Source organism: Microlunatus sagamiharensis, assembly GCF_900105785.1.
Taxonomy (GTDB): domain Bacteria; phylum Actinomycetota; class Actinomycetes; order Propionibacteriales; family Propionibacteriaceae; genus Microlunatus; species Microlunatus sagamiharensis.
Map to the genome: position 1 here is coordinate 1,822,556 of NZ_LT629799.1, position 17,465 is coordinate 1,840,020.

The 17,465-nt window shown below is 72.6% G+C and carries 18 protein-coding genes; 8 read left to right on the forward strand and 10 right to left on the reverse strand.

Going from position 1 to position 17,465, the window contains the following annotated elements:
• The first annotated feature begins 210 nt into the window (after positions 1-210).
• Positions 211-462 carry a WhiB family transcriptional regulator gene (locus BLU42_RS08280; protein WP_091074038.1) on the forward strand — a complete coding sequence of 84 codons (252 nt, stop codon included), beginning with the start codon at positions 211-213 and terminating at the stop codon, positions 460-462.
• Positions 463-752: 290 nt separating this feature from the next.
• Here BLU42_RS08280 and BLU42_RS08285 read toward each other — a convergent pair whose 3' ends face one another.
• Both BLU42_RS08285 and BLU42_RS08290 read right to left on the reverse strand, forming a co-directional pair.
• Positions 753-2,435, reverse strand: coding sequence for an alpha-amylase (locus BLU42_RS08285; protein ID WP_091074039.1), 1,683 nt, complete (start codon positions 2,433-2,435; stop codon positions 753-755).
• A gap of 123 nt (positions 2,436-2,558) precedes the next feature.
• Entirely contained in the window at positions 2,559-4,013 is a 1,455-nt protein-coding gene (locus BLU42_RS08290) for a sensor histidine kinase (protein ID WP_091074040.1), read from the reverse strand.
• 233 nt (positions 4,014-4,246) lie between these two features.
• On the opposite strand from BLU42_RS08290, the gene BLU42_RS08295 reads away from it, so the two are divergent.
• Positions 4,247-4,540 (forward strand): DUF3311 domain-containing protein, encoded by a 294-nt coding sequence (locus BLU42_RS08295; RefSeq protein ID WP_091074041.1) that lies wholly within the window; start codon positions 4,247-4,249, stop codon positions 4,538-4,540.
• Positions 4,537-6,171, forward strand: a complete 1,635-nt coding sequence (gene mctP, locus BLU42_RS08300; RefSeq protein WP_091074042.1) for a monocarboxylate uptake permease MctP — start codon at positions 4,537-4,539, stop codon at positions 6,169-6,171. Before BLU42_RS08295 ends, mctP begins: the two co-directional genes overlap by 4 nt.
• 88 nt (positions 6,172-6,259) lie before the next feature.
• Here the strand turns inward: mctP and BLU42_RS08305 are convergent, their stop codons facing one another.
• Positions 6,260-6,796: a dihydrofolate reductase family protein gene (locus BLU42_RS08305; protein WP_091074043.1), complete on the reverse strand. Its 537-nt coding sequence runs from the start codon at positions 6,794-6,796 to the stop codon at positions 6,260-6,262.
• 143 nt (positions 6,797-6,939) lie between these two features.
• Here BLU42_RS08305 and BLU42_RS21705 point away from each other — a divergent pair, with 143 nt between their 5' ends.
• A complete protein-coding gene (locus BLU42_RS21705) occupies positions 6,940-7,014 on the forward strand; it encodes a 50S ribosomal protein bL37 (RefSeq protein WP_369797015.1) in 75 nt (24 codons plus the stop codon).
• A 77-nt stretch (positions 7,015-7,091) separates the two neighbouring features.
• Here BLU42_RS21705 and rsrA read toward each other — a convergent pair whose 3' ends face one another.
• The 4 genes from rsrA to BLU42_RS08325 all read right to left on the reverse strand — a co-directional run bounded on the left by rsrA (position 7,092) and on the right by BLU42_RS08325 (position 9,754).
• Entirely contained in the window at positions 7,092-7,391 is a 300-nt protein-coding gene (gene rsrA, locus BLU42_RS08310) for a mycothiol system anti-sigma-R factor (RefSeq protein WP_091074044.1), read from the reverse strand.
• Positions 7,388-8,089, reverse strand: a complete 702-nt coding sequence (locus BLU42_RS08315; protein ID WP_091079829.1) for a sigma-70 family RNA polymerase sigma factor — start codon at positions 8,087-8,089, stop codon at positions 7,388-7,390. The genes rsrA and BLU42_RS08315 overlap by 4 nt, the downstream gene beginning before the upstream one ends.
• A 90-nt stretch (positions 8,090-8,179) precedes the next feature.
• Positions 8,180-8,890 (reverse strand): alpha/beta hydrolase family protein, encoded by a 711-nt coding sequence (locus BLU42_RS08320; protein WP_197680670.1) that lies wholly within the window; start codon positions 8,888-8,890, stop codon positions 8,180-8,182.
• 3 nt (positions 8,891-8,893) lie between these two features.
• Positions 8,894-9,754, reverse strand: coding sequence for an SOS response-associated peptidase (locus BLU42_RS08325; RefSeq protein WP_197680671.1), 861 nt, complete (start codon positions 9,752-9,754; stop codon positions 8,894-8,896).
• A 67-nt stretch (positions 9,755-9,821) separates the two neighbouring features.
• On the opposite strand from BLU42_RS08325, the gene BLU42_RS08330 reads away from it, so the two are divergent.
• The 4 genes from BLU42_RS08330 to BLU42_RS08345 all read left to right on the forward strand — a co-directional run bounded on the left by BLU42_RS08330 (position 9,822) and on the right by BLU42_RS08345 (position 14,306).
• Positions 9,822-10,802: a DoxX family protein gene (locus tag BLU42_RS08330; RefSeq protein ID WP_091074046.1), complete on the forward strand. Its 981-nt coding sequence runs from the start codon at positions 9,822-9,824 to the stop codon at positions 10,800-10,802.
• A 126-nt stretch (positions 10,803-10,928) separates the two neighbouring features.
• Positions 10,929-12,392 carry a 3-phosphoshikimate 1-carboxyvinyltransferase gene (gene aroA / locus BLU42_RS08335; protein WP_091074047.1) on the forward strand — a complete coding sequence of 488 codons (1,464 nt, stop codon included), beginning with the start codon at positions 10,929-10,931 and terminating at the stop codon, positions 12,390-12,392.
• Positions 12,389-13,462: a ribosome small subunit-dependent GTPase A gene (gene rsgA / locus BLU42_RS08340; RefSeq protein WP_091074048.1), complete on the forward strand. Its 1,074-nt coding sequence runs from the start codon at positions 12,389-12,391 to the stop codon at positions 13,460-13,462. Before aroA ends, rsgA begins: the two co-directional genes overlap by 4 nt.
• Before the next feature lie 10 nt (positions 13,463-13,472).
• Positions 13,473-14,306, forward strand: a complete 834-nt coding sequence (locus tag BLU42_RS08345) for an inositol monophosphatase family protein (RefSeq protein WP_172825769.1) — start codon at positions 13,473-13,475, stop codon at positions 14,304-14,306.
• A gap of 75 nt (positions 14,307-14,381) precedes the next feature.
• Here the strand turns inward: BLU42_RS08345 and BLU42_RS08350 are convergent, their stop codons facing one another.
• From BLU42_RS08350 to BLU42_RS08360, 3 genes are all read right to left on the reverse strand, one after another.
• A complete protein-coding gene (locus tag BLU42_RS08350; protein WP_331715266.1) occupies positions 14,382-14,792 on the reverse strand; it encodes a DUF779 domain-containing protein in 411 nt (136 codons plus the stop codon).
• Positions 14,793-14,812: 20 nt separating this feature from the next.
• Complete coding sequence (gene adh, locus BLU42_RS08355; protein WP_091074049.1) at positions 14,813-16,336, reverse strand: aldehyde dehydrogenase; 1,524 nt, start codon at positions 16,334-16,336, stop codon at positions 14,813-14,815.
• 184 nt (positions 16,337-16,520) lie between these two features.
• A complete protein-coding gene (locus BLU42_RS08360; protein ID WP_231918508.1) occupies positions 16,521-17,447 on the reverse strand; it encodes an NADP-dependent oxidoreductase in 927 nt (308 codons plus the stop codon).
• Between the last annotated feature and the right edge of the window lie 18 nt (positions 17,448-17,465).

The window sequence follows — 17,465 nt, forward strand, 5'->3', positions numbered from 1 at the left end:
CACAGGAGCGTGTCGAGGACCAGACCAGCGGGAAAGTGGGACGTAACAAAGCCGAAATGTGAGGGAACCGACGCCCGGTCCTCTTGTGCGAGTGGGCGTTAGTTGAAAGGCTTGTGCGCGACGGAAGAGGCCAGTGTAGGTCGTGGTGGTTCCGTGCGCGCACCGGGTCCCCTCGGGGAGCGGTGGAGACAAGTGAGGAGTGTGCAAGCCATGGATTGGCGCCACAAGGCTGCCTGCCTGGACGAGGACCCGGAGCTGTTCTTCCCCATCGGGAACACGGGCCCGGCCCTTCTCCAGATCGAGGAGGCCAAGCAGGTCTGCCGTCGTTGCGACGTGCGGGACGCCTGCCTCCAGTGGGCCCTCGAGGCCGGCCAGGACCACGGGGTCTGGGGCGGTCTGAGCGAGGACGAGCGCCGTGCGCTCAAGCGTCGCGCCGCCCGCGCGAGGATCCGCACCGCCTGAGAGCGGTTCGCCCGCGCCGACACCGTCGGCGCTGCTGCACTGACGCCGGGACGGTTCCGTCCCGGCGTCCTTTGCTCTCCGGGGGTGCTCCGCCGCCGCCTCGTCCTCGGGCCCGACGAGGTGAGGTCCGGCAGGGCCCTGTCTCCGCTGTGGTGTTGTCAGGGAGTGTTCGGACCCGGTCGCGGGCCCGGACGCACCAGCACGACGTTCTTTCGCCGGACGTCGAGAACGACCCGCACCCCGAGGGGCACGGGGTCGCTCCCGTGGACGTCAGCCGAGCGTGACCGGCCTCAGCTGATGCGGTCCTTGGCCGTGAACGCCACCGCACCCCGGGCGGGGAGCGTCACCGTCGCCCGGCCGTTCGAGCGCACCCGCACCTCGGTGCCGGTGCAGCCACGGGCGGCCTTGCCGCCCGAGACGATGTCGCAGTAGCGACCGGCCTTCAGCCCGGTCTGCACCGTGATCGTGCGCTCGCCCGAGGCGCCGGCGAAGTCGCTCTCGGCGTTGTTGTTGAACCCGGCCCAGCCGCGGCTGCCCCGGCTGAAGGCGAGCACGTTGTACTCGCGGTCGTAGACGTTGCGCTTGGCCTTGCCCGCGACGTACTGGTGGAACCGGACCATCGAGACGACCTGGTTGAGGCGGTGGTCGCAGGTCCACAACCCGTTCGTGCAGCTCGCGTCGCTGATCAGGCCCTCGGCGTCCGAGGGCGGCGAGGCGTTCTTGCCGGACCTGTCGTCGGCGTTCGCGTTCTCCGGCAGCCCGGTCGGCGCCTGGATGGTGAAGCTCGAGTAGACCTGCGGCGAGCCGTAGCCGTCGGCGAGCAGCCACTCCGTGGCCAGGAGGTACTGGTCCCCGTCGCGGTGGCCGAGGTACTCCCCCGGGTTGCGGTCGGTGTCGTGGTTGGTGACGAAGGACAGCGTCTTGCTGCTCGGCGTCAGGCCCGAGCCCTCGCCGAAGGTCGACAGCCCGGAGATGTCGCCCAGGTTGCCGCTGCCCCCGTAGCTCTTGAAGGCGTTGAAGATCTGCCGGCCGCCGTCGAGACCGAGCACGTCGCCGGAGGACGTGAAGGCCTGCGGGGAGAGCGCGCCCGGGCTGCCGCCGAACACCTCGAGGGCCCAGTACGGCCGCTTGCCGTCCTTGGTCTTGCGGAGGAGGCCGTAGATCGCGTTCAGGTCGGCCTGACCGACGTGCTTGCCTGCGTCCACCCGGAAGCCGGAGACGCCGTAGCCGAGGAGCTTGTTCAGGTAGTCGGCGAGCGTCCCGCGCACCTCGGGCGTCTGGGTGGCGAGGTCCTGCAGCCCGGAGAGGTTGCAGTTGAAGACCTGCGTCTTGCTGTTGTAGTCGGAGATGCCGCCGTCGGCGGTGGGGCACTCGCCGCGGGGCACGTGGAAGTCCTCCCGGCCGTAGCCCGCGTCGGGGTAGTCGTAGGAGGAGTACGTCTTCCCGCCGTACGACTGCGTCCCCTGGCCGGTGGTGTGGTTGATGACCGTGTCCACGTAGACCTTCACGCCGGCCTTGCGGCAGGCCGACACCATGGTCTTGAACTCGGCCTCGTCGCCCATCCGGCTCGTCAGGCCGTAGTCGACGGCCTGGTAGACCTCCCACCACGGGTGCAGGATCGCGCTGCCGGTGCCCGGGTCGGACGCCTCGGCCTGCGTCCGCTTGACCGAGTCCTGCGGCGGGGCGACCTGGACGCCGTCGTAGCCCGCGCGGTCGAGCCGCGGGCACTCGGCGGCGATCGAGCGCCAGTTCCACTCCCAGAGGTTCACGGTGACCCCGGGCTCCTGCATGCCGCGGGTGCTGATGGCCTTCGTCGTGCTCTGCGAGCCGGACCCGACGGAGGTCCCGGGGTCCGCCTGCGCAGGGACGGTGCCGAGACCGGCACCCGCCAGCACGGCGGCGAGAGAGGCGGTCAGCGAGGTGAGGGTCGCCAGCGACGCGCGGGTGGCGCGCCGGGGACGGATGGGGACCATGAGCCCTCCTTTGGGCTTGTGGCGAAGCTGCTCCGGGTGAGCCGAGGACGCGACCCACGGTCGCGCCCGGGGCCTTCCTAGGTGAGCCGCCGAGCCCCTGTCAAGGGACCGCCCGCACGTCCCTCAGCGCAGGATGTCCACCACGGCGCGGGTGCCGCGGTGCTCGAGCCGGTTGCCCAGCTCGAAGGTGCCCTTCATCTCCGCGACCAGCGTGGTGACGATCTGCAGCCCGAGGCTGCGCGACTTGCGCGCGTCGAAGTCGGGCGGGAGGCCGCGGCCGTCGTCGACGATCTCGACGCGCAGGTGGCCGTGCGCGGTGCTCGGCACCACCCGGACCTCGCCCGAGGAGTCGGCGAGACCGTGCTCGACGGCGTTCTGGCAGAGCTCGGTGACGACCATGGCCAGGCTCGTCGCCACGTCGGCCGACACCGCTCCGAAGGAGCCCTCGCGGCGCGCGGAGACGCCGCCCCAGCTCGCCGAGACGTCACCGACCATCCGCAGCAGGCCGTCGGCCACCTTGTCGAAGTCGACGATCTCGTCGAAGGCCTGCGACAGCGTCTCGTGCACGATCGCGATCGCCGAGACGCGGGAGGTGGCGTCCTCGAGGGCCACCCGCGCCTCGTCGGAGGTCATCCGGCGCGCCTGCATGCGCAGGAGCGCGGCGACGGTCTGCAGGTTGTTCTTCACCCGGTGGTGGATCTCGCGGATGGTCGCGTCCTTGGTGACGAGCTGGCGCTCCTTGCTGCGCAGGTCGCTGACGTCGCGGCACAGCACGATCGCCCCGACCCGGTCGCCGTCCTCAATCAGCGGGATGACCCGCAGCATCAGGTGCGCGTCGCCGGAGACGAGCTCGCCCCGGCGGGCGGCGCGCCCGGACAGCACCGACTCCACGGAGTAGTCGACGGGTCCGTCGGCGGCGGGGAAGAAGGTCGCGGTCAGCGTCGGCAGGTGCTCGTCGACGAGGTCGCCGATCAGCCCGAGGCGGCGGTAGGCGCTCAGGGCGTTCGGGCTCGCGTACAGGACGTCGCCGGCGGCGTCGATCTTGATGAAGCCGTCGCCCACGCGGGGGTTCATCGCGAGGTTGGTCTCCCCCGGCGTCGGGAAGGTGCCCGTGGAGACCATCTGCGCGAGCTGCGCACCCGTGTCGAGGTAGGCCTGCTCCAGCACGCTCGGGGCGCGGACGCCCAGCACGCTGGTGTGCTGCTCGACGACCGCGACGACCCGCTCCCCCAGCTTGACCGGGATGGCGTGGGTGTCGACCGGCATGCCGGCCTGGAGCTTGTTGTCGCTCGTGCGCGTCGTGCCCCCGCTGACGAAGGCGTCGGAGACGAGGTGCTCCGGGGAGTAGGCGATGAGGTCGCCCACGACGTCGTCGAAGAGCGAGGTCGCCCCGGTCGTCGGGCGGACTTGCGCCGCGGCCCAGAACACGTTGGGGTCGTGGTCGGGGACCCAGAGGACCAGGTCGGAGAAGCTGAGGTCGGCGAGCAGCTGCCACTCCGAGACGAGCAGCTTGAGCCAGCGCTGCTCCGCGTCGTCGAGGTCGGTGTGCTCCGCGATGATCTCCGACATCGACGGCATGGGGTTCAGACTAGTGGCGCTTCACGGGTCGACCGGCCTGAGAACGCTCCCTGAGCCTGTTCAGGGAGCGCTCCCGGACTCCTGTGTCGGAGCCGGGGAACTTTTCCGGCGCCCCGGGCGTACGCGAGGTCGGCGCGCCGTGCGGGGTGCTTGACCGGGCGATCCGACCGGGCGTACTCCTAGGTGCCGGACCGGGCCGCCCCGTCCGAGATTGCCCAGCGCCGGGAGGACCGATGACGAACGACCCCGTACCCGCCCGCGGCGGGACCGACCCGCGCTGGCGCCTCAGCCCGACCAAGATCGTGGTCGGGCTCGTCCTGCTCGTCGGCATCGTGGCCCCGCTCCTCGTGGGGACGTACGCCAGCGTCGAGCCGCGCCTGTTCGGCTTCCCGTTCTTCTACTGGTACCAGCTGCTCTGGGTCTTCATCGCCGCCGGGCTGTGCGGGCTGTCGTACGTGCTGCTCAAGCGCGAGCGCACCGCTTTCGACCGGCAGCGCTCCACCGAGGGTCAGGGGGACCGCTCGTGAACATCAACGTGGGCGCGCTGGTCGTCCTGGTCGTGCTCTTCCTCGCCGTCACGGTGATCGGCTTCCAGGCCGCCCGCTGGCGCCGCGCGGACAACATGGAGTCCCTGCACGAGTGGGGCCTCGGCGGCAAGAGCTTCGGGACCTGGACGACGTGGTTCCTGCTCGGCGGCGACCTCTACACCGCCTACACCTTCATCGCCGTCCCGGCGGCGATGTGGGCGACCGGTGCGGTGTCCGGCTTCTTCGCCGTCCCGTACACGATCGTGCTCTACCCGGTGATCTTCTACTTCCTGGGCCGCATGTGGTCGGTCGCGCACCGGCACGGCTACGTCACGACCGCCGACATCGTCCAGGGCCGCTACGGCACCCGGTCGCTGAGCCTGGCGGTCGCGATCACCGGGATCCTCGCGACGATGCCCTACATCGCGCTCCAGCTGGTCGGCATCCAGGCCGTCCTCGAGGTGGTCGGGCTCGGCGGCAGCAGCCTGCTGGCCCGCGACCTGCCGCTGCTGATCGCCTTCGCCGTGCTGGCCGCGTACACCTACTCCTCCGGCCTGCGCGCGCCCGCGATGATCGCGTTCGTCAAGGACATCCTGATCTACATCGTGATCATCGTCGCGGTGGTCTACCTGCCCGCCAAGCTCGGCGGCTGGGGCAGCATCTTCGACGCCGCGCAGACGAAGATGGCGGCCCCGTCGGCGGCCAACCCCGCCGTGCCGACCGGTGTCTTCGTCCCCGGCGAGATGCAGCACTGGGCGTACGCGTCGCTCGCCCTCGGCTCCGCCCTGGCGCTGTTCATGTACCCGCACTCGGTGACCGCGACGCTGTCGTCGAAGACGCGCAGCACGGGCCGCCGGAACGCCGCGATCCTGCCGGCCTACTCGCTGCTGCTCGGCCTGCTGGCCCTGCTCGGCTACGTCGCCATCAAGGCCGGCACCAAGCCGGTCGGGCTCGACGGCAAGATCAACCCGCAGCTGGTGATCCCGCAGCTCTTCGAGGACCAGTTCCCGAGCTGGTTCGCCGGGGTCGCCTTCGGCGCCATCGCCATCGGCGCCCTGGTGCCGGCCGCGATCATGTCGATCGCCGCGGCCAACCTGTTCACCCGCAACATCTACAAGGCCTACCTCAAGCCGCAGGCGACCGACGCCCAGGAGGCCAAGGTCTCCAAGATCGTCTCCCTGGTGACCAAGGTCGGCGCGCTGGTCTTCGTGCTGACCCTCGACAAGCAGAACGCGCTGAACTTCCAGCTCCTCGGCGGGCTGTGGATCCTGCAGACGCTGCCGGCGATCGTCTTCGGCCTCTTCACCCGGTGGTTCCACCGCTGGGCGCTGCTGGCCGGCTGGGCGGTCGGCATGATCTACGGCACCGTGGTCGCCTACGGGGGCTGCACGGCGTGCACCACGCGGCCCTTCGGCAACTCGCTGGCGAAGGTCCCGTTCCTGGGCGACGTCGGCTACATCGGTCTCACCGCGCTGGCGCTCAACGTCGTCGTGGCCGTCGTGCTGAGCGCACTGTTCAACGCCGCCCGCGTCGCCAACGGCACCGACATCACGGTCCAGTCCGACTACTTCGCCGACCTCGGCGACGCGGAGGTCGAGCCGGTCGTCGCCGTCGACCGTCCGATCCACTGAGCGACGTCCGCTGAGCGACGTCCGCCGAGCGACGTCCACTGAGCCACGTCCACCGAGCCCGACGCCGCTGACGCGTGCTGCTGGTCGGCTACCGCACGACGCGGTGGTCGACCAGCAGCGAGCCGGACGACGACGTGCGGCTGCGGAGGGTCTCGAGCCGGGTCTCCGGGACCCCGTCCAGGAGCCGACGCCCGCTGCCCGCCAGGGCGGGCGCGACGACGCGCCGGAGCTCGTCGAGCACACCGGCGCGCAGGAGCGACTGCACCACGGTCAGGCTCGCGTGGACGCCGACGTCCCCGCCGGGGCGCTCCTTCAGCCCCTGGACGAAGCGGACGAGGTCGCCCTCGACCGCGCTCGCCCCGGACCACGTGCTCGCCAACGGCCTCGAGGTCGCCACGTGCTCGGGGACCTCGTTGACGAACGACGCGAAGGGCTCGACGTCGCTCGTGGGCCAGTAGCCGGCCCAGTCGTCGTGGCTGCGGCGCCCGAGGAAGACGGCGTCCTGGGTGGAGATCACCTCCGCCGGGTTGGCGTCCATCTCCGCGTCCCAGGTGCGGAAGAAGCGGTCCGGCCCCTCCGCGACACCGTCCACCGACACCAGCTCGTACGCCGCCACCCTGCGCACGCCCTGCCTGCCGGCTCCGTGGCCCGGACGCGCGTCCGTCCTCCTGGCCGCCGCTCGGACCAGAAGTCATCGGCCGGTGTGGGAGACTGGGTGGCCGTGCCCGGCCCGTCCGGGACCGCAGTCGTCGTCACGAGGAGTCAGAGATGGGAAAGACCGGCCGCAAGCGTCGCGCGCGTCGCAAGAAGGGCGCGAACCACGGCAAGCGCCCCAACGCCTGAGCGCGAGCGCCCAGACGAGAAGGACCCCGCAGCGAGAGCTGCGGGGTCCTTCGTCGTCTGGCGACTCTTCGCGGACCTCAGAGGGAGCGGCGCGTCACCGTGATCGAGCTCATGATGCTCACGCGCAGCCGGTCGGGGGCCTTGTCTCCGCCGCAGCAGCGCTTGACCAGCGACTTGACGGCCTGCTCGACGTCGAAGCGGTCGAGGCAGGGCTCGCACTCGGTGAGGTGGGCACGGATCTCGTCGCCGGTGGCGGTGTCGACCTCGTGGTCGAGGAACTCGTGCACCCGGGCGAGCACGTGGTCGCACTCGGCGGCCGTCGGTCCGGAGGTGGGCTCGTCCGCGTCAACGAACGGCGTGCTGGCGTCGGTGCTCATGCTCGCGTGTCCTCCTTCACCCGCATGCCGCGCTCGCGCGCGTAGTCGGACAGCAGGCGCCGCAGCTGCGTGCGCCCTCGGTTGAGGCGCGACATCACGGTCCCGATCGGGGTGCCCATGATCTCGGCGATCTCCTTGTAGGCGAAGCCCTCGACGTCGGCGAGGAACACCGCCAGGCGGAAGTCCGGGCTCAGCTGGCCCAGCGCGTCCTTGACGTCGGAGTCCGGCAGGTTCTCCAGGGCCTCGGTCTCGGCGGACTTGAGCCCGCTCGAGGTGTGCGACGCCGCCCGCGCGATCTGCCAGTCCTCGACGTTCTCGCCGTCGGAGAGCTGCGGCTGGCGCTGCTTCTTGCGGTAGGTGTTGATGTAGGTGTTCGTCAGGATCCGGTAGAGCCACGCCTTGAGGTTGGTGCCCGGCGTGAACTGGTGGAACGACGAGTACGCCTTGGCGAAGGTCTCCTGGACCACGTCCTCCGCGTCGCTCGGGTTGCGCGTCATGCGCAGCGCGGCGGCGTAGAGCTGGTCGAGGTACTGCAGGGCGTCGCGCTCGAAGCGGGCGTCGCGGTCGGCCTGCGACTCGGTCGCCAGGTCGACGGCGGGCTCCTCGACGGAGGCCAGCAGCGCGTCGGCGCGACCGTCGAGCTCGGCCGACGTGGGGCTGGACGAGGGGGCGGGCGCGGGCGTCGCAGGGATGCTCATCACGTACGAGAGTACCGGCGGCCCGGACGCCTGCGCGGTGTCCCGCGAGAGCGGGGTCACGAACATCGGCATGCTGGCATAACGCCAGGTTCAGGCGGGTATTCCCCGGCCGGTGGCAAGGTCCGCGACGAAGGCGCCGACCTCCCGCACGAGCAGCCCGCGCAGGTCGGCGGCCGTCGGCACCGCGGCCCTGGGGACCCGCCCGCCGTGGTCGGCGCCGGGCAGCTCCACGACGCGGACGCCGCCCGCGCCCACCGCGTCACCGCCCGCGCCGGCCAGGGCCTCGCGCACCTCGGTCGCTGGGCCGAACGTGTCCCGGCCGCCCTGCAGCACCAGCCGCGGGACGTCGGGCAGCAGCAGCTCCTCGAGCCGGGAACGCTCCGGCCGGCCCGGCGGGTGCAGCGGGAAGGCGAGGCAGACGACGCCGGCCGCGCCCAGGGCGGAGGCCGTGCGGCAGGCGACCCGCGCGCCGGCGCTCCGCCCGCCGAGGACCAGCGGGAGCCCGGGACCCAGCGCCGCGCCGACGTCCCGCAGGGCGGCGAGCCAGGCCTCGTCCAGCAGCGGCGGGCGTACGGCGACCTTGCGGCCCGCCACCCGCCAGGGCTGCTCGTGGCGCAGCACGGTGACCCCCTCGTCGGGCAGCCGGTCGGCGAGGGCGACGAGGTCGGGCGCGTCCACGCCGCCGCCGGCCCCGTGCCCCAGGGCCAGCACCGCCGACGGGTCCGCCGCCTCCCGCACGTGCAGGCGTCCCGGTCCCTGCGGCGTCGCGACCTCGACGACCCGGTCGACCCCCCGCACCACGGGTCAGACCAGCGGTTCCTGGACGGCGCCGTCGTGGCCCTCCACCGCGCCGTCGGCGTCGACCGCGGCCGGCGCACCCACCGCGGGCTCGTCGGCCACGGGCAGCGGCCGTAGCAGCTGCGGGCCGTTGTTGCGCACGCTGTTGACCTCGGTGGACACCGCGTACGCCTCGAGCTCGGCGGCGTCGGTGGCCAGGAGCGCGAGCACCTGGTCGGGGTCGGTCAGGGTCGGGTCGAGCCAGGCGTCCACCGCCCCCGGCGCCACGGTCATCGGCATCCGGTCGTGGATGTGGCCGGCCGCGTCGGTGGCCCCGGTCGTGATGACGGTGCAGGTGCGCAACCAGGCCGACTCGTCGTCACGGTCGAGGGCCGGGTCGCGCCAGATCTCGTACAGCCCGGCCATGACGAGCAGGCCGCCGTCGCGGCGGTGCAGGAAGAAGGGCTGCTTCTTGCCCTTGGCCGTGCCCCCGGCGCGACCGGAGCCGCGCGGGCCGTCGGAGGAGTGCCCGTCCGGGGTGTACCACTCGTAGAACCCGTCCGCGGGCAGCAGGCAGCGACGCGACGCGAAGGCCTTGCGGAAGGCCGGCTTCTCGGCGACCGTCTCGGCGCGGGCGTTGATCAGCCGCGACCCGATCGAGCGGTCCTTGGCCCAGGACGGGACGAGCCCCCACGTCAGCGGGGCGAGGCGTCGGCGCACCTGGCCCGCGTCGGCCCCGTCGCGCACCGCCCGCCCGAGCACCGCGGGCACGGTGACCGTCGGGGCGACGTTGTAGTCCGGCTCCGGCAGCCCGTCGAAGATGTCGACCACGTCGAACTGGTCGGCCAGCCTCTCGGCGCGGGCCGAGACCGCGTAGCGTCCGCACACCCCGGTGACGCTACCGGCGCGGTCCGCCCGGCGCGACAGACGCCGGGTGAGCCGGTAAGAATGGGGCATGACGTTGTTACGCGCGGCCTACCGCACGATGCTGGCCTCCTACTTCATCTCCTCCGGGGTGAAGGCGGTGCGCAACCCCGCGCCCCTGGCTCCCCTGGCCGAGCCACTCGCCGACAAGATCGTCCCGTTCGTCAAGCAGCACGCCCCCGACGAGGTGTCCGGCTTCGTCCCCGAGGACCCGACGACGCTGGTCCGGATCAACGGCGCCGTGCAGATCATCGGCGGCCTCGCGCTGGCGAGCGGTCGCGGCCGCCGCGTCGGCGCCCTGCTGCTGGCGGGCTCGCTCGTCCCGAGCACCCTGGCCAAGTACCCCTTCTGGGACCAGACCGGTGACGAGAAGGCCGCCTCGCGCAGCCACTTCGCCAAGAACGTGAGCCTCCTCGGCGGCGTGCTGCTCGCCTCCCGCGACACCGAGGGCCGTCCGGGCATCGCCTGGCGCGCCCAGGCCGGCGGGCACGCGATCGCGAAGAGCACGAGCAAGGCCACCAAGAAGCTCACCCACAGCGGCACCGGCGACAAGCTGGCCAAGCAGGCGAGCGCCTTCGGCGACTCGGTGAGCGACGTCGCCGGCGACGTGGCCGACAAGACCTCCGACCTGGCCGAAGCCGCTGTCGCCGGTGGCGCCGCGCTGCTCGGCGCCGCGGCGATCAAGACCCGCGGCACGCGCAAGAAGGCGCGCAAGCAGTTCAAGAGCGCGCAGAAGGTCGCCGTCGAGCAGGCCAAGGTCGCCCGCTCCGCGGCGGTCGAGCAGGCGAAGGTCGCCCGCCAGAGCGCGGCCAAGCAGGCCAAGGTCGCGCGCGAGCGCCTCGCCGAGCAGGCCAAGGAGGCGCAGAAGGCCGCGGCCAAGCGCGCCGCCGAGAACCGCAAGGCGGCAGAGGCGGCCGCCAAGCAGGCCCGCAAGGACAACAAGAAGCGGGCCAAGAAGGTCGCCAAGCGCGCGGACAAGATCACCAAGAACATCAAGCTCGGCGAGAACTGAGCCGCCGGGGCGCCCGTCGCCCCGGCTCCGGAGCACCACCTCCAGCACGTCACCGGACCGCCCGCCCCACCAGGGACGGGCGGTCCGCCGTCTCTGCGGCGGGCGCGCCCTCACTAGACTCGCCGCGTGCCAGAGCTCGACGCGACGCCCGTCCAGTCCCCCGCCGACGCCGGTCAGGTCCGAGCCGGTGAGCCGTGGCCCGCGCCGCAGGCCCCGGTGCCGGTGACCGCGACGGTGCTCGTGCCGGGCTCCAAGTCGGAGACGAACCGCGCCCTGGTGCTCGCCGCGCTGGCCAGCGGCCCCTCCACGATCGTCAACGGGCTCGACGCCCGCGACACCGTGCTCATGCGTGACGCGCTGCGGGCCCTCGGCACGGGTATCGACGAGTCCGCGGACGGCTGGCGGGTCACCCCGGCGGAGCGCCTCACCGGCGGCGCCACGATCGACTGCGGCCTCGCCGGCACGGTGATGCGCTTCGTCCCGCCGCTCGCGCTGCTGGCCGACGGCGCGGTCTCCTTCGACGGCGACGAGCAGGCGTACGCGCGTCCGATGGCCCCGTTGCTCGGCGCCCTGCGCGACCTGGGCGCGGACGTCACCACCTCCGGCGCGCCCGACGCGCTCCCCTTCGTCGTCACCCCGGTGACCGGCGCGGCCGCGGGCGCCGGCGGGACCGCCCGGATCGACGCGTCCTCCTCCTCGCAGTTCGTCAGCGCGCTCCTGCTCGTCGGCGCGCGGCTGCGCGGCGGGCTGGAGGTCGTGCACTCCGGCGGCTCCGTCCCCTCGCTGCCGCACATCGCCATGACCGTCGCGATGCTCCGCGAGCGCGGTGTCGAGGTCGACGACAGCCAGCCGGACCGCTGGGTGGTGTCCGAGGGCACGATCGCCCCGCGCGACGTCGCCGTGGAGCCCGACCTGTCGAATGCCGCGCCGTTCCTGGCCGCTGCGGCGGTCACCGGCGGCTCGGTGACGATCCCGCACTGGCCCGCGCAGACCCTGCAGCCGGGCGACCAGCTGCGCGACGTCCTCGCCGTCATGGGTGCAGAGGTCGACCTGCGCCCCGAGGGGCTGACCGTCACCGCCACCGACCAGCTGCTGGGCGCCGAGCTCGACCTGGGCGGGGCGAGCGAGCTCACGCCCGTCGTCGCCGCCCTCGCGGCCCTGGCCCGCGACACCACGCGGATCAGCGGGGTCGCCCACGTGCGCGGCCACGAGACCGACCGCCTCGCCGCGCTGTCGACCGAGCTCGGGTCGCTCGGGGCGAAGGTCCACGAGACCCACGACGGGCTGACCGTCCACCCGAGGCTGATGGCGGGCGGGGAGTTCCGCACCTACGCCGACCACCGCATGGCGCAGGCCGGTGCGGTGCTCGGCCTGGTCGTGCCCGGCGTGGTGCTCGACGACGTCACCTGCACGGCGAAGACGATGCCGACCTTCGTCTCCCTGTGGCAGCAGATGCTCGCCGAGTCGGTCACCGAGGTCGACGCCGAGCTGGCCGAGGAGGCCGAGACCGACCCCGAGGTCCACGAACCGCCGAGCATCCTCGACGGGCTGCTCCCGGTGCCCTCCGACGAGAGCCGCAGCCGCCCGTGAGGGCCCGCGGGGTCGGCACGGGCGTCCGTGACGACGAGCACGCCGGCTTCGACCGACCCCGCCGCACGCGGCCGCGCACCAAGGACCGGCCCGACTACTCCGACGCCCCCGTCGGCATGGTCGTGACGATCGACCGCGGGCGCTACCGGGTCATCGTCGAGGAGGAGGCGCCCGCCGCTGGCACGAAGGGCGCCAGGCCCGCGGCGAAGAAGAAGGCGGCGCGCGACACCGAGCTGCGGCACGTCACCGCCGCCAAGGCACGCCAGCTCGGTCGGATGGGCGTCATCGTCGGCGACCGCGTGCGGCTCGACGGCGACGTCACCGGCGAGGAGGGCACCCTCGCGCGCATCGTCGAGGTCCTCGAGCGCCGTACGGTCCTGCGCCGCACGGCCGACGACGACGACCCGTACGAGCGGGCGATCGTCGCCAACGCCGACCAGCTGGTCATCGTCACCGCCCTCGCCGACCCGCCGCCGCGCGTGGGGATGATCGACCGGATCATGGTCGCCGCCTTCGACGCCGGCATCGAGCCGATGCTGCTGCTGACCAAGGCCGACCTCGCCTCGCCCGACGCGCTGTCCGCCGCGTACACCCCGCTTGGCGTGCCCGTCCTGGCCACGCAGCCGGGGTCGGACCTCGACGAGCTGCGGGCCTGGCTGGCCGGGCACCGGACCGTCTTCGTCGGGCACTCCGGCGTCGGCAAGTCGACCCTGGTCAACGCGCTCATCCCCGGCGCGGGACGCACGACCGGCGTGGTCAACGACGTCACCGGGCGCGGCCGGCAGACCTCCACCTCGGCCGTCGTCCTGGAGCTGCCGCTGTCGGACGACCTGCCGACGGGCTGGGTGATCGACACCCCCGGCGTCCGCTCCTTCGGGCTGAGCCACGTGACCCGGGAGAGCATCCTCTCGGCCTTCGCCGACCTCGAGGCGTTCACCGCCGACTGCCCCCGCGGCTGCACCCACGAGACCGGGGCGCCGGAGTGCGCGCTCGACCTCGCCGTCGAGCGGGGCGAGCTCGCCCCGGCGCGGCTGGAGTCGTTCCGACGGATGCTCGGCACGAACCAGTAAGTTGCGGGCCATGCCCACCCGCGCCGATGACCCGCTGCTGCGCGGACTGACCGACGACCTGCGCCTGGCCCACCTCCTCGCCGACGACGCGGACTCGATCACCATGAGCCGCTTCAAGGCCCTCGACCTCAAGATCGACGCCAAGCCGGACCTGACCCCGGTCACCGACGCCGACACCGCGGTCGAGGAGTCCGTGCGCCGGACCCTCTCCCGGGCCCGCCCGCGCGACGCCGTGCACGGCGAGGAGATGGCCGACACCGGCTGGGGCCCGCGGCGCTGGGTCGTCGACCCCATCGACGGCACCAAGAACTTCGTGCGCGGCGTCCCCGTCTGGGCGACGCTGATCGCCCTCATGATCAACGACGAGGTCGCCGTCGGCGTGGTGAGCGCCCCGGCGCTCGGGCGGCGCTGGTGGGCGAGCCTGGGCGGCGGCGCGTACGCCGGCAAGTCGCTGATGTCGCCGGTCGAGTGCCACGTCTCGCAGGTCTCGCAGATCGAGGACGCCTCGCTCAGCTACGCCGAGGTCGGCGAGTGGGTGGAGTCCGGGCAGGGCCAGGAGTTCGTCGACCTGCTCCGCAGCTGCTGGCGGACGCGCGCGTACGGGGACTTCTGGTCCTACGTCCTGCTCGCCGAGGGCGGCGTGGACATCGCCTGCGAGCCCGACCTCGAGCTCTACGACATGGCCGCCTGCTCGATCGTCGTGACCGAGGCCGGCGGGTCCTTCACCGACCTCGACGGCCGGCCCGGCCCGCTCGGCGCCGGCGCGTACGCGACGAACGGGCTCCTGCACGAGGCCGTGCTGGCCCAGCTGCGCCCGGCCACGGACGACGAGCCGGACGACTGAGACCCCGGGGCACGACCGAGCCCCCGAAGCACGAGGCTCCGGGGGCTCGACCGCCGGGGGGTCCGCTCGAGGGTCTTAGGGAAGGGTCTGCACCCGCACGTCCGGCGCCTCCGAGCCGTGCAGCGCGGCGTCCTCCTCGTCGGTCAGCAGGCGGGACCGGATCAGGAAGCGCACCCCGTTCGGGCTCTCCAGGGAGAAGCCCGCACCCCGCCCCGGCACGAGGTCGATGGTGAGGTGGGTGTGCTTCCACAGGGCGAACTGCTCGCGGCTCATCCAGACGTCGATCAGCTCCGGCGTCCCCCCGTTCTTCATGTCCACCGCGATCTGGCCGAGCAGCACGTCGGCGTCGCCGGTGAGGAAGTCGCCTTGCGCGAAGCACATGGGCGACGACCCGTCGCAGCAGCCGCCGGACTGGTGGAACATCAGCGGGCCGTGCTCCTCGCGCAGCTCGCGGAGCATGGCCGACGCCTTCTCCGTGACGTCCACGCGAGAAGCACCCGCCCCCATCAGAAGAAGCCCAGCTTGTTGGGGTTGTAGGACACCAGCAGGTTCTTCGTCTGCTGGTAGTGGTCGAGCATCATCAGGTGGTTCTCCCGGCCGATGCCCGAGGACTTGTAGCCGCCGAACGCGGCGTGCGCCGGGTACTGGTGGTAGCAGTTGGTCCACACGCGGCCGGCCTGGATGTCGCGGCCGGCGCGGTAGGCGGTGTTGATGTCGCGCGACCACACGCCGGCGCCCAGTCCGTACAGGGTGTCGTTGGCGATGCTGATCGCGTCGTCGTAGTCCTCGAAGCCGGTGACCGAGACGACCGGGCCGAAGATCTCCTCCTGGAAGACCCGCATCTTGTTGTTGCCCTGGAAGATCGTCGGCGCCACGTAGTAGCCGCCCGACAGGTCGCCGCCGAGGTCGACGCGCTCGCCGCCGGTGATCACCCGGGCGCCCTCGGCGGTGCCGATCTCGAGGTAGGACAGGATCTTCTCGAGCTGGTCGTTGCTCGCCTGCGCGCCCACCATCGTGTCGGTGTCGAGCGGGTTGCCCTGGACCATCGCCTTGACCCGGTCGGTCGCCGCCGGGAGGAAGCCGTCGATGATCGAGTTCTGGATCAGCGCGCGGCTCGGGCAGGTGCAGACCTCGCCCTGGTTGAGCGCGAACATGGAGAAGCCCTCGAGCGCCTTGTCGTAGAACGCGTCCTCGGTGCGGGCGACGTCTTCGAAGAAGATGTTCGGGCTCTTGCCGCCGAGCTCGAGGGTGACCGGGATGAGGTTCTGGCTCGCGTACTGCATGATCAGCCGGCCGGTCGTCGTCTCGCCGGTGAAGGCGATCTTGCGGATCCGCGGCGAGCTGGCGAGCGGCTTGCCGGCCTCGGCGCCGAAGCCGTTGACGACGTTGATCACGCCCGCGGGCAGCAGGTCGGCGATCAGCTCCATCAGCAGCAGGATCGAGGCCGGGGTCTGCTCGGCCGGCTTGAGCACGATCGCGTTGCCGGCGGCGAGGGCCGGCGCGAGCTTCCACGTGGCCATCAGCAGCGGGAAGTTCCAGGGGATGATCTGCCCGACGACGCCGAGCGGCTCCTGGAAGTGGTACGCGACGGTGTCGTCGTCGATCTGGCTGCTGTGGCCCTCCTGCGCGCGGATCGCCCCGGCGAAGTAGCGGAAGTGGTCCACGACCAGCGGCATGTCGGCCGCCAGGGTCTCGCGGACCGGCTTGCCGTTCTCCCAGGTCTCCCCCACCGCCAGCATCTCGAGGTTGGCCTCGACGCGGTCGGCGATCTTGTTGAGGATGACGGCGCGCTCGGCGACGGAGGTCTTGCCCCAGGCCGGCGCGGCCGCGTGCGCGGCGTCCAGCGCCAGCTCGATGTCCTCGGCGCCGGAGCGGGCGACCTCGCAGAACGTCTTGCCGTTCACCGGCGACGGGTTCTCGAAGTAACGGCCCTTGACCGGGGCGACCCACTCGCCGCCGATCCAGTTCTCGTAGCGGGACCTGTAGGTCACGACGCTGCCGTCGGTCCCCGGGTTGGCGTACACGGTCATGCATCGACTCCTTCGTCGACGGGGCGGCCGGGCCGGACGCGCGGCGGACTACGCCCTCGTCCGACGACGGTAGGACCGACGACGTTGCCCCGACGTTGCGCCCTCCCCGCGGCGGCGGGGAGGGCGACGCGCCCTGGCGGCTCCGGGAGGCGAGCTCCAAGGGACGAGCTCCAAGGGACGAGCCTCAGGGGACGAGAACGATCTTGCCGCGGGTGTGGCCGGTCTCCAGCGCGGTGAAGGCCTCGCGAACCTGCTCCAGCGGGTAGGTCGCGGCCACGTCGACGACGAGGTCGCCGGCGGCGGCCAGCTCGGCCAGCTCGGTGAGGACCTCGCGGCTCGTGCCGGCGATGGATGCCTCGGTCTTGGCCCCGACCTCCGCGGCGCGGGCGAAGGAGATGGCGCTGTCGATGCGCGCGGGCGCGACGCCGAGCTCGAGGGCGAGGTCGACGTACTCCGGGCCGTGCAGGTCGATCAGCGCGTCCACCCCGTCCGGCGCGACGGCGCGGACGCGGTCGGCCAGCCCGTCGCCGTACGCCACGGGCTCGACCCCCTGCGAGCGCAGCCAGTCCGCGTTCCGCTCCGAGGCGATGCCGACGACGCGCACCCCGCGGCGGCGCAGCAGCTGCACCGCCAGCGAACCGACACCACCCGCGGCGGCGGACACGACCACGGTCTCGCCCTGCCGGGGCTCGACCGCGGCGACCGCGGCCCACGCCGTGGCCCCGACGACGTAGAGCGAGCCGGCGACCGGCCAGGAGAGACCGGCCGGCTTGGCCACCAGCTGGGAGGCGGGGACGACGGCGGCGCTGGCGTGGCTGTCGCGGTTCCAGGAGTAGCCGAGCACCTCGTCGCCGACGGCGAGGCCGGTACCGGGCCCGCCGACCGCGGTCACCACGCCGGCCAGGTCGCTGCCCTGCCCGGAGGGGAAGGTCGACGGGGCGACCTCGTCGAGGAAGCCCTGCCGGATGGCGGCCTCGCCCGGGTTGATGCCGGCGGCGCGCACCTCGAGCACCACCTCGTCGGGCCCCGGGGCGCGGAGCTCGACCTCCTCCACGTGCAGGACCTCGATGCCGCCGTACTGGTCGAGGCGGACGGCGCGGGCAGTGGTCACAACGGGCTCCTTCGACGG

What these genes read in the sequence shown, in the direction of transcription:
- BLU42_RS08285 (WP_091074039.1), bottom strand. Translation starts at nt 2,435, where the DNA reads ATGGTCCCCATCCGTCCCCGGCGCGCCACCCGCGCGTCGCTGGCGACC.
- BLU42_RS08345 (WP_172825769.1), top strand. Translation starts at nt 13,473, where the DNA reads ATGCCCACCCGCGCCGATGACCCGCTGCTGCGCGGACTGACCGACGAC.
- BLU42_RS08315 (WP_091079829.1), bottom strand. Translation starts at nt 8,089, where the DNA reads ATGAGCATCCCTGCGACGCCCGCGCCCGCCCCCTCGTCCAGCCCCACG.
- BLU42_RS08290 (WP_091074040.1), bottom strand. Translation starts at nt 4,013, where the DNA reads ATGCCGTCGATGTCGGAGATCATCGCGGAGCACACCGACCTCGACGAC.
- BLU42_RS08280 (WP_091074038.1), top strand. Translation starts at nt 211, where the DNA reads ATGGATTGGCGCCACAAGGCTGCCTGCCTGGACGAGGACCCGGAGCTG.
- BLU42_RS08295 (WP_091074041.1), top strand. Translation starts at nt 4,247, where the DNA reads ATGACGAACGACCCCGTACCCGCCCGCGGCGGGACCGACCCGCGCTGG.
- BLU42_RS08330 (WP_091074046.1), top strand. Translation starts at nt 9,822, where the DNA reads ATGACGTTGTTACGCGCGGCCTACCGCACGATGCTGGCCTCCTACTTC.
- rsrA (WP_091074044.1), bottom strand. Translation starts at nt 7,391, where the DNA reads ATGAGCACCGACGCCAGCACGCCGTTCGTTGACGCGGACGAGCCCACC.
- adh (WP_091074049.1), bottom strand. Translation starts at nt 16,336, where the DNA reads ATGACCGTGTACGCCAACCCGGGGACCGACGGCAGCGTCGTGACCTAC.